General features: G+C 74.1%; 9 protein-coding genes and 1 pseudogene. 8 read left to right on the top strand and 2 right to left on the bottom strand.

The genetic code is table 11. The features are described 5' to 3' along the window. A pseudogene (locus MNY62_RS18210) lies at positions 1-204 on the top strand (FHA domain-containing protein); the annotation flags it as partial. Here MNY62_RS18210 and MNY62_RS18205 read toward each other — a convergent pair. Both MNY62_RS18205 and MNY62_RS18200 read right to left on the bottom strand, forming a co-directional pair. After that, on the bottom strand, positions 191-976 hold the full coding sequence (locus tag MNY62_RS18205; protein WP_242345616.1) for an enoyl-CoA hydratase-related protein: 786 nt from the start codon (positions 974-976) through the stop codon (positions 191-193). The pseudogene MNY62_RS18210 and the gene MNY62_RS18205 sit on opposite strands and share 14 nt — an antisense overlap. Before the next feature lie 231 nt (positions 977-1,207). After that, positions 1,208-1,798, bottom strand: a complete 591-nt coding sequence (locus tag MNY62_RS18200; RefSeq protein WP_242345615.1) for a response regulator — start codon at positions 1,796-1,798, stop codon at positions 1,208-1,210. 248 nt (positions 1,799-2,046) lie between these two features. On the opposite strand from MNY62_RS18200, the gene MNY62_RS18195 reads away from it, so the two are divergent. The 7 genes from MNY62_RS18195 to MNY62_RS18165 all read left to right on the top strand — a co-directional run bounded on the left by MNY62_RS18195 (position 2,047) and on the right by MNY62_RS18165 (position 10,089). Beyond that, complete coding sequence (locus MNY62_RS18195) at positions 2,047-2,820, top strand: SDR family NAD(P)-dependent oxidoreductase (RefSeq protein ID WP_242345614.1); 774 nt, start codon at positions 2,047-2,049, stop codon at positions 2,818-2,820. Between the two features lie 112 nt (positions 2,821-2,932). Next, entirely contained in the window at positions 2,933-4,291 is a 1,359-nt protein-coding gene (locus tag MNY62_RS18190; RefSeq protein WP_242345613.1) for a TrpB-like pyridoxal phosphate-dependent enzyme, read from the top strand. A gap of 2 nt (positions 4,292-4,293) precedes the next feature. Then, on the top strand, positions 4,294-5,973 hold the full coding sequence (locus tag MNY62_RS18185) for a cation:proton antiporter (protein ID WP_242345612.1): 1,680 nt from the start codon (positions 4,294-4,296) through the stop codon (positions 5,971-5,973). Next, entirely contained in the window at positions 5,970-7,310 is a 1,341-nt protein-coding gene (locus MNY62_RS18180) for a cation:proton antiporter (RefSeq protein ID WP_242345611.1), read from the top strand. The genes MNY62_RS18185 and MNY62_RS18180 overlap by 4 nt, the downstream gene beginning before the upstream one ends. Positions 7,311-7,487: 177 nt before the next feature. After that, positions 7,488-8,450: an ABC transporter substrate-binding protein gene (locus tag MNY62_RS18175; RefSeq protein ID WP_242345610.1), complete on the top strand. Its 963-nt coding sequence runs from the start codon at positions 7,488-7,490 to the stop codon at positions 8,448-8,450. Then, a complete protein-coding gene (locus MNY62_RS18170; RefSeq protein ID WP_242345609.1) occupies positions 8,447-9,274 on the top strand; it encodes an ABC transporter permease in 828 nt (275 codons plus the stop codon). The genes MNY62_RS18175 and MNY62_RS18170 overlap by 4 nt, the downstream gene beginning before the upstream one ends. Then, positions 9,274-10,089, top strand: a complete 816-nt coding sequence (locus tag MNY62_RS18165; protein WP_242345608.1) for an ABC transporter ATP-binding protein — start codon at positions 9,274-9,276, stop codon at positions 10,087-10,089. The genes MNY62_RS18170 and MNY62_RS18165 overlap by 1 nt, the downstream gene beginning before the upstream one ends. Positions 10,090-10,109: the final 20 nt, after the last annotated feature.

Below are 10,109 nucleotides of genomic sequence, written 5' to 3'. Positions count from 1 at the left end.
CAACCGGCGCAGCCTGCGCGCGCGCCGCTGCCGCCCCGCCCCGCGAGCGAGCCCGCCCGCGCCCCCTCCGGCGACGGCGCAGGCGCGACCATCCGGCGCGCCCTCGTCGCCGGCCTCGCCGCGCTCCTCGTCGGCGCGGCAGCGGGCTACGCGATCGGAGTCGCGACCGCGCCCGAGAAGCCGGCGGCGCTCACTCGCCCTTGAAGCGCGGCCGGCGCCGCTCCTGCCAGGCCGACCGGCCCTCGCGCATGTCCGCGCTCTCGAAGGCGCGCCGCCTGAGATCCGCGATCTCGCCGCGCTCCGGGTCGGAGAGCCCGCGCTCGTGCGCGCCCTCCAGGAGCCGCAGGATCCGCTTCATGCCGCGCACCGCGAGCGGTGCGTTGGCCGCGATGTCCGCGGCGAGCGCGAGCGCGTCCGCCTCGGCGGCCTCCGCCGGCGCCACGCGGTTCACGATCCCCCAGGCGAGCGCGGTCTCGGCGTCGATCGGGCGGCCCGTGAAGAACAGCTCGCGCGTGCGCGCCGCCCCGACGAGATCGGCGAAGCGCCGCAGGCCGCCCTCCGGGTAGACGACGCCCAGCTTCGCGGGCGGCATCCCGAGCTTCACCCCCTCGCGCGCGACGCGCAGGTCGCAGGTGACCGCGAGCTCGAACCCGCCGCCGAACGCGCCGCCGTTCAGGAACGCGACCGTCGGGCACGGCACCGCGTCGAGCGCCGCGGCGGTGCGCTCGACCGCCTCGTCCGGCCGCTCGCCGCGCGCGGAGGTGAGCGCGATCTCGGCGAGGTCGAAGCCGGAGGAGAAGGCCTCCTCGCCGGCGCCGCGCAGGACGAGGCAGCGCACGCCCTCCTCCGACGCCGCGACGCACGCGGCCTCGAGCTCCTCGAGCGCCTGGAAGTCGAGCGCGTTCCGCTTCGCCGCGTTGTCGAGGACGAGGACGCGGACCGGGCCGTGGTCCTCGGCGCGCACGCGGGGGGCCATCGGGCTACTCCACCACCGAGGTGTGGGCCGGGTGCTTCTTCATGCGCTCTCCGCTCGCCAGGGGTGAGAGACCGACGGGTGCGCGACGTTAGCCCGGGGGCGCGCGTCCGGCAACCCGCACGGAGGTCGAGCCGGCGTCGGCGAGGAGCTCGGCGCGCTCGCCGAAAATGAAAAGGGTCCGCACGAAGGCGGACCCTTGCAGCGATGATCCGGGGGCGACCACTCCTCGGTTTACCGGCGTGAGACCGGTATCGCGTGTAGTCGATGGATGGCCATCGGCTCGCGAGGCGTCAACCCCGCCGAGCCCGTGGCCCCGGCGGGGGGAGCGGACGCGCGCAGCACCTCGCGCACCGCGTCGGCCAGCGCCTCGAAGCTCACGGGCTTTCGCAGGAAGCGCGCCACTCCGAGCGCGGCGAGGCGCGCCTCCTCGTTCGCGCCGCCGCTCGTCGCCACGATGACGGGGAGCGCGGCGAGCAGCGGCGCGGCGCGGATCTGCTCGACGAGCGCGACGCCCGAGATGGCCGGCATGAAGACGTCGGTCAGGACGAGGTCCACGGGCGGCGCGCGCAGGAGGCGTGCGAACGCCTCGCCCCCGTCGCGCGCGAGCTCGATCGCGAGCGGGCGCCGGTCCGCGCTCGAGAGCTTCCGCAGCGCCGCCTCGTACATCGACGCGACGAGCGCGTTGTCCTCGACGACGAGCACCCGCGGGACGGGGACCGCGGCGAGGGGCTCCTCGCCGGCGTTTGCGGCGAGCGAGGGGATCGAGCGGGCGCGGTCGTCGTCTCTCACGTCGGCCTCCGGAGGGCCGCGGCGAACGGCCATGGCCACCTCGTCATCATCACCCGATCTGGTGAGCTCCGTACACGCTGCGGGTGAACCCATTCCGGGCGTCCCGCGACCGCACGACGCTTCGTCGCGGGGGAGCAGGTGCGCCTCGCTCGCACCGGAGGCGCAGCGCCTGCCGACCCGTCGCGTCGGCCGCCGCGCGCAGCCGATCCGGCCGCTCGTTGCGAGCGGCGCCCGCCCGCCGGTATCGTCGGCGGGTTCCCCTTCGCACCTGAGGAGGCAGCATGGATTCCCTGCAAGGACGCGTCGCGCTCGTGACCGGCGGCGGACGGGGCATCGGGCGCGCGATCGCGATCGCGCTCGCGCGCGCGGGCGCGGACGTCGCGGTGGCGGCCCGGACCGTGCCCGAGATCGAGGCAGTCGCGGCGGAGATCGCCGCGCTGGGCCGGCGGACGCACTTCTTCCCGCTCGACGTGTCCGACCGCGCGCGCGTCGCGGCGGCGCCACGCGAGGTCGAGGCGCGGCTCGGGCCCGTCGACCTGCTCGTGAACAACGCGGGCATCCACGGCAGCGCGCCGCTGCAGCGGCTCGACGACGCCCAGTGGGATGGCATCCTCGCCGTGGACCTCACGGCGCCGTTCGTCCTCACCCGCGCCTGCCTGCCCGGGATGTACGAGCGTCGCTTCGGCCGCGTGATCAACGTCGCCTCCGTCGCCGGCAAGATCGGGCTCAAGTACGGCGCGGCCTACTCGGCGGCGAAGCACGGGCTCATCGGCCTCACGCGCAGCCTCGCGCTCGAGGGCGCGCGCAAGGGCGTCACCGCGAACGCGATCTGCCCGAGCTGGACCGAGACGCGGATGATGCAGGAGGCGGCGCACGACGTCGCCGTGGCCACCGGCCGGAGCGAGGCGGAGGCGCGCGAGGCGATGCTTCGCGAGAACCCGCTCGGCCGCGCCGCCCTGCCGGAGGAGGTCGCGGACGTCGCCGTGCTCCTCGCGACGAACGGCGCGATCACCGGGCAGGCGATCCACGTGGACGGCGGCGAGGTGATGGCCTGAGGCCACGACCTCTGCGGCCGTGATCGGGCGCTCGCCCGCCGCTCGCGCGCCGGGCCTTGACGCGCCGCGGCTCCACCTGCGCTAATCGCCCTCCTTTTTCTCGAGGAGACCCATGCAGCAGACCAAGTTCCTGCTCGGCGAGGATCGCATCCCCACCCACTGGTACAACGTGGTGGCGGATCTCCCCGCGCCGCCGGCGCCCGTGCTCCACCCCGGCACCGGCGCGCCCGTGACGCCCGCGGACATGCTCCCGCTCTTCCCGCCGGCGGTCCTGGAGCAGGAGATGTCGGGCGAGCGCTGGATCCCGATCCCCGAGGAGGTCCGCCGGATCTACGCGCTCTGGCGCCCCTCCCCGCTCTTCCGCGCCCGCCGGCTCGAGGCGGCGCTCGGGACCCCCGCCCGCATCTACTACAAGTACGAGGGAGTCTCGCCCGCCGGCTCGCACAAGCCGAACACCGCCGTGCCGCAGGCCTACTACAACAAGCTCGCCGGCACGAAGCGCATCGCCACCGAGACCGGCGCCGGCCAGTGGGGCAGCTCGATGGCGCTCGCGTGCCAGATGTTCGGCCTCGAGTGCACCGTCTACATGGTGAAGGTCTCGTTCCAGCAGAAGCCGTACCGGAAGAGCATGATGCAGCTCTGGGGCGCGGAGGTCGTGCCGTCGCCCTCCCCCCGCACCGCCGCCGGCCGCGCGATCCTCGCGCAGGATCCGGAGAGCCAGGGGTCGCTGGGGATCGCGATCTCCGAGGCGGTCGAGGACGCCGTCTCCCGGGAGGACACCCGCTACGCGCTCGGCAGCGTGCTGAACCACGTCTGCCTGCACCAGACCATCATCGGCCTCGAGGCGAAGGAGCAGCTCGCCCTCGCGGGAGACTACCCGGACGTCATCATCGCCGCCCACGGCGGCGGCTCGAACTTCGCCGGCGTGGGGTTCCCGTTCGTCGCCGACAAGGCCGCCGGCAAGCAGGTCCGCATCGTCGCCGTCGAGCCGACGTCCTGCCCGACGCTCACGAAGGGCGTGTACGCCTTCGACTACGGCGACACCGCCAGGATGGCGCCCATCACCAAGATGTACACCCTGGGTCACGACTTCATGCCCCCCGGCATCCACGCCGGCGGCCTGCGCTACCACGGCGCGTCGCCGCTCGTGTCGCAGCTCGTGCACCACGGGATCGTCGAGGCGCGCGCGGTCGGGCAGCTCGCCTGCTTCGAGGCGGCCACCCTCTTCGCGCGGACCGAGGCGATCATCCCGGCGCCCGAGTCGTCGCACGCGATCCGCGGCGCGGTGGACGAGGCGCTCCAGGCGAAGGAGGAGGGCAAGGAGCGGGTGATCCTCTTCAACCTCTCCGGCCACGGGCACGTGGACATGGCAGCCTACGACGCCTACTTCGCGGGGCAGCTCGAGGACTTCGAGTACCCCGCCGAGAAGGTCGAGGCCTCGCTCGCGAACCTCCCGAAGGTAAAGCTCTAGCTTTGCCGGGCCGTACGCTCCCCGGCCGCGCGCGCCTCGCCGCGGCCTCGCTCGCCGCCTGCTTCCTCGTCGCCGCGACCGCTCCGGCCGCCGCCGCGGACTCGCGCGCGACCGCGACCCCGACCGCGACCCCGACCGCGACCCCGACCGCGACCGCGACCCCGACCCCGACCCCGACCCCGACCCCGACCCCGACCCCGACCGCGACCGCGACCCCGACCCCGACCCCGACCGCGACCGCGACCCCGACCGCGACCCCGACCCCGACCGCGACCCCACCGGCGATCTGGACCCCGACCCTCACGCCCGGCGACCCCGCTCCCCACGAGCCGACGCCCTTCCGCCCTCCGCCGCGGGCGCTCCCGCCCGTCTCGCCCAGCCCGTCCCTCGCCCCGGTGCTCGAGTCGCCCGAGCGGCCCGAGGCGGTCACGCCGCCCCAGCGGCCCGCGGTGGTCATCCGCACCATCATCGGGCTCGCGCTGCTCGTCGCCCTCGCCTACGCGGCGGCACACCCCGCCGTCGTGCGCTGGGAGCGGCGCATCCGCGTCTCGCAGCTCGTCGCCGCCGGGCTTCCCTTCATCGCGCTCGGGATGATCGCCCGGGCGCCGCCCTTCGGCGTGCTGTCCGACGACGTCCTCGCCCAGCTCGCGCCGGTGCTGCGGCTCGGCCTCGGCTGGATCGGCTTCATCGTCGGGTTCCGCCTCGACGCGCGGGAGCTCTCGGGCACCGACGAGCGGGCCGTGGCGTCCGCCGCGCTGCTCAGCTCCCTGCCGTTCGCGGCGGTGGTCGCCGGGGCCGCGGCGGTGCTCCTGCCGGCCGGCCCGCTCGCGGAGCGGCTCCGGGACCCGGTGTTCCTGCGCGACGCGCTCGTGCTCGGGACCGCCGCGTCGATGACCGCCGCGACGGTCCCGCACCTGTTGCCCGCCCGCACGCCGCCCGCAGCCGTCGCGGTCCTCGGCCGGATCGTGCGGCTCGAGGAGATCGCCGGCATCCTCGGCCTCGCCCTCGTCGCGGCGTACTTCCGCCCCCAGGGCGACGCCGTGACCTGGCGGCTCCCGGGCACGGCGTGGCTCATGCTCACCGCGGGCGCCGGGACGCTGCTCGGCCTCGTCGTGCTCGTCCTGCTGCGACGGGCGCGGAGCGGCCCCGAGTTCTCCGTGCTGACGCTCGGCTCGGTCGCCTTCTCGTCGGGCCTCGCCGGCTACCTGCACCTCTCCTCGGTGGTGGTCTGCTTCGTGGCCGGCGTGATCCTCGCGAACTTCCCCGGCGCCCACCAGGCGCGCTTCCGCGCCGTGCTCGACCTGCTCGAGCGGCCGGTCTACCTCGTCCTCCTCGTCATCCTCGGCGCGCTCTGGCCGACCGGGTCCGTCACCGGCTGGCTGCTCATCCCGGTGTTCGTCGGCGCGCGCGTGCTCGGGCGCTGGGCGGGGGTGAGGATGGCGACGCGCCTCGGCGTGCTCGACCTCGACGCGGGCGCCCGCCGCGTCGTCACCGTCGCGCCGGTCGGGTCGCTCGCCATCGCCATCGTGGTGAACGCGCAGCTCCTCTACCCGGGCGGCTCCATCGCCGACGCGGTGGTGGCGGTCGTGGGCGGCGCGCTCGCCACCGAGGCGCTCGTCCACGCGGTCCGGCGCGGCCGGCGCGCGCCCGCCCCGGAGCCGCGCTCGGAGCCGACGCCGTGATCGACGCGGTCCTCCTCGCGCTCCTCGCCGGCCTCATGCACGCCGCGCGCACGTTCTCGACGGGCGGCGCCGCGCCGGCGGGCACCTCGCTCGGCTTCGGCTACCTGCTCCTCACGGCCTTCCTCTCCGGCCGGATCTTCGCCGCGGCGCGGCTCCCGAAGCTCACCGGCTACATCGCGGCGGGCGTGGTGGTCGGCCCCTCCGTGCTCGGGTTCCTCGACGCCACCGTCGTCGACAACCTCCAGATCGTGAACGGGGTGGCGGTGTCGCTCATCGCCCTCACCGCCGGGACGGAGCTGCGCCTCGCCCGCATCCGGCCGCTCGCGCGCACCATCGGCATCACCACCGCGATGGGCGTGATCGGCGGCGCGCTCGCCATCGCCGCGACGCTGCTCCTCCTGCGCGGGCAGCTCGCGTTCCTCTCGGCGCTCCCGGCGCTCCAGGCGACGGCGGTGGCGCTCGTCCTCGGCGTCGTGCTCGTCGCCCAGTCGCCGGCCGTGGTCGTCGCGCTCTCCGACGAGCTCCGCGCCGACGGCCCGGTGACGCGCGTCGTGCTCGGCGTCGTGGTCCTCGCGGACCTGTTCGTCATCGTGCTCTTCGCGCTCACCTCCGCGGTCGCCAAGGTGACGCTCGGGATCGCGGGGGGCGCGCGCGACGCGATCGGACACATCACGTGGGAGCTCCTCGGCTCGATCGTGGCGGGCTTCGTCCTCGCCGCGCTGCTCGCCGCCTACCTGCGCTGGGTCCGCCGCGGCGCGACGCTCTTCGTGCTCGCCGCGGCCTTCGTGGTCGCCGAGGTCGGCCAGCGCATCGGGTTCGATGCGCTCCTCGTCTCGCTCACCGCGGGCGTCCTCATCCGGAACCTCACCCGTCACGGGGACGAACTGCACGAGCTCGTCGCGGGGGCGTCCCTGCCCGTGTACGTCATCTTCTTCGCCGTCACGGGCGCGAAGCTGCACCTCTCCGCGGTCCCCCCGGTCGCCGTGCCAGTGCTCGCGATCGTGGCGGTGCGGGCGGCCTCGCTGCTCACCGCGGGGCGGGTGGGAGCGCGCGCCGCGGGCGCTCCGCCGGAGGTGGCGCGCTGGGCGCCCTTCGGGCTGTTGCCGCAGGCGGGCGTGGCGCTCGCGCTCGCGCTCCTCTTCGCGCGCGCGTTCCCGGAGTTCGGTGGCGAGGCCTCGGCGGTGGCGCTCGGGGTGGTGGCCATGAACGAGCTCGTGGCGCCCGCCGTGTACCGGCTCGCCCTGCTCAGGAGCGGCGAGGCCGGCCGCGTCGCGGCGCGCGCGACCCCGGCGCCCGCGACGGTGCGCTCCGGGACGCGCGAGACGGAGCCGGGCTGACCGCCACTCCGGGCGGGGCGCACGCTTCGCCGTGACGCGTCATCGATGCAGCCCCGCCGCCTGCCCGGACGCCCCATGGGGGACCGGCGAGGGCCTCGCTCGCGGCGTAAGCCAGCGTGTACGCCCCGCGTCGGTCTCGGTGGAGCTGTGCCGCGACGCCCATCGGAGGATCCCCTCATGACCCGTCTCGTCGCCCTCGCCGCGCTCGCGCTCGCGCTCGCCGGGCCTGCCCGCGCGGAGGACGTCGTCCGCCTCGGCAACCTCAAGTTCGCGCACTACGGCGCGGTCTCGTACATGAAGGACCACTGCGGGAAGTTCGGCCTCAAGGTCGAGGAGATCGTCTTCCCGAAGGGCATCGACATCTTCCCCGCCATCGTGAAGGGCGAGGTGGACCTCGCCGCGAGCGCCGCCGACGCCGCCATCGCGAACCGCGCCGGCGGCGGGCAGATCTACATCGTCGCCGGGTTCGCGAAGGGCGGCGCCCGGCTCGTCGCCGCGACGGACGCGCCCATCAAGTCGGTGGCCGATCTGAAGGGCAAGAAGGTCGGCGTCGCGCGCGGCGGGGCGCAGGAGCTCCTGCTCCTCGCCGAGCTCTCGAAGCACGGGCTCACCTGGGCGGACAAGCCCGGCAAGGACGTCCAGCTCGTCTACCTTCCCTTCGCGGACTTGAACCAGGCGCTCATGCAGAAGCAGATCGACGCGATGTGCCAGTCCGAGCCGCAGTCGTCGCAGGCCATCAACAAGGGCTTCGGCCGCGAGATCATGAAGCCCTACGACACGCCGCTCGGCGAGCCGGTGCGCGCGCTCGTGATGACCGAGAAGCTCTACAAGGAGAAGCCGGACGTCGCGCAGCGCGTGCTCGACTGCTTCGTGGACGCGACGAACAAGTTCCTCGCCGATCCCAAGTTCGCCGAGAAGTACGTCGTCGAGCAGATGTTCAAGGGCCAGATCACGAGCCAGGACTACAAGGACGCCATCGCCAACTCGCCCTTCACGCACGACATCACCGTGGAGCACGTCCAGACGACGACCGACCTCATGATGAAGTACGGCGTCGGCAAGATGCAGCGCGCGCCGAAGGCGTCCGAGTGGGTGAAGCTCGATCTGCTCCAGAAGGCCAAGGCGAAGTTCGAGAAGTGAAGACCGCCGGCTCCAGCGCGACCCGGCTCGCGCGCCAGCTCCTCGTCCCCGCGATCGTGCTCCTCGCGTGGGAGGGGATCTCGCGCGCGGGCTGGGTCTCGCCCATCATCCTGCCCGCGCCGTCGCAGGTGCTCGTCCGCTGGATCGACTACGCCCGCCCGCTCGCGCCGTACGATCCGGCGGAGGGGAGCCGGCTCCGCTGGATCTTCTCCGGCGAGCTGCCGCACGACGCGCTCGCGAGCCTCATCCGCGTCGCGGGCGGGTTCGCGGTCGGGCTCGTGCTCGCGCTGCCGCTCGGGCTGCTCATGGGCGCGAAGCCCATGGTGTACGAGCTCATGAACCCGCTCGTGCAGATCGTCCGGCCCATCCCGCCCATCGCGTTCATCCCGCTCGCGATCCTCTGGTTCGGCCTCGGCAACCCGCCGGCGTTCTTCCTCATCTCCCTGGGCGCCTTCTTCCCCATCCTCATGAACACCATCGCCGGCGTCCGGAACGTGGACGCCATCTACGTGCGCGCCGCCCGCAACCTCGGCGCCTCCGAGTGGACGCTGTTCTGGCGCGTGATGGTGCCCGCGGCGATGCCCTACATCCTCGCCGGCGTGCGCATCGGCTTCGGCGTCGCCTTCATCGTGGTGATCGTCGCCGAGATGATCGCGGTGAACTCCGGGCTCGGTTACCGGATCCTCGAGGCGCGCGAGTACTTCTGGTCGGACAAGGTGATCGCCGGGATGATCAGCATCGGGCTCGCGGGGCTCGGCATCGACGTGGGCATGAACCGCCTCAACGCGTGGCTCCTGCGCTGGCACCGCGGGGTGGAGGGGTGATGGCCGCGGCCCTCGCGGGCGGCGCGCCCGCCATCCAGGTCCGCGGCGTCCGCAAGGTGTTCAGCGGGAGCGAGGGCGAGGTCCTCGCCCTCGACGGGATCGACCTCGACGTGGAGCCGGGCGAGCTCGTCTGCCTGCTCGGGCCTTCGGGCTGCGGGAAGTCCACGCTCCTCAACGCCATCGCCGGCTTCTCGCCGCCGACCTCGGGCAGCATCGTCGCGAACGGGCGCGCCGTGACCGCGCCGGGCCCGGACCGGGCGATGGTGTTCCAGGAGTACGCGCTCTTCCCGTGGATGACGGTCGAGAAGAACGTCGCCTTCGGGCTCGAGATGGCGAAGGTGCCGGCGCGCGAGCGGCGCGAGCGGGTGGACGCGCTCCTCGCCATGCTCAACCTGCGCGAGTTCCGCGACCGCTTCCCCAAGGACCTCTCCGGCGGGATGCGCCAGCGCGTCGCCATCGCGCGCGTGCTCGCCATCGACTCGCCCATGCTCCTCATGGACGAGCCGTTCGGCGCGCTCGACGCGCTCACCCGCCGCAACCTCCAGGACGAGCTGCTCCGCATCTGGGCGAAGCTCCGCAAGACCATCGTCTTCGTCACGCACGGGATCGAGGAGTCGATCTACCTCGCCGACCGCGTGGTGGTGATGACCTACCGCCCCGGCACCGTGAAGCGGATCGTCCCGGTGACGCTCCCCCGCCCGCGCGACCCCGCCGCGCCCGAGTTCAACGCGCTGAAGCGCGAGATCTCGCAGATGGTGATGGAGGAGCAGGCGCGGCACGCGCAGGCCGAGGTGGGCGGGGCGACGGCGGACTGAGCGGCCGGGTCCTGACGCCC

The sequence above is a fragment of the Anaeromyxobacter terrae genome (assembly GCF_022690685.1).
Lineage (GTDB): Bacteria > Myxococcota > Myxococcia > Myxococcales > Anaeromyxobacteraceae > Anaeromyxobacter > Anaeromyxobacter terrae.
This window is presented reverse-complemented; position numbering and strand designations above follow the sequence as displayed.

Coding starts and splice junctions, on each gene's coding strand:
- MNY62_RS18195 (WP_242345614.1), top strand. CDS start 2,047: ATGGATTCCCTGCAAGGACGCGTCGCGCTCGTGACCGGCGGCGGACGG.
- MNY62_RS18200 (WP_242345615.1), bottom strand. CDS start 1,798: ATGGCCGTTCGCCGCGGCCCTCCGGAGGCCGACGTGAGAGACGACGAC.
- MNY62_RS18165 (WP_242345608.1), top strand. CDS start 9,274: ATGGCCGCGGCCCTCGCGGGCGGCGCGCCCGCCATCCAGGTCCGCGGC.
- MNY62_RS18205 (WP_242345616.1), bottom strand. CDS start 976: ATGGCCCCCCGCGTGCGCGCCGAGGACCACGGCCCGGTCCGCGTCCTC.
- MNY62_RS18175 (WP_242345610.1), top strand. CDS start 7,488: ATGACCCGTCTCGTCGCCCTCGCCGCGCTCGCGCTCGCGCTCGCCGGG.
- MNY62_RS18190 (WP_242345613.1), top strand. CDS start 2,933: ATGCAGCAGACCAAGTTCCTGCTCGGCGAGGATCGCATCCCCACCCAC.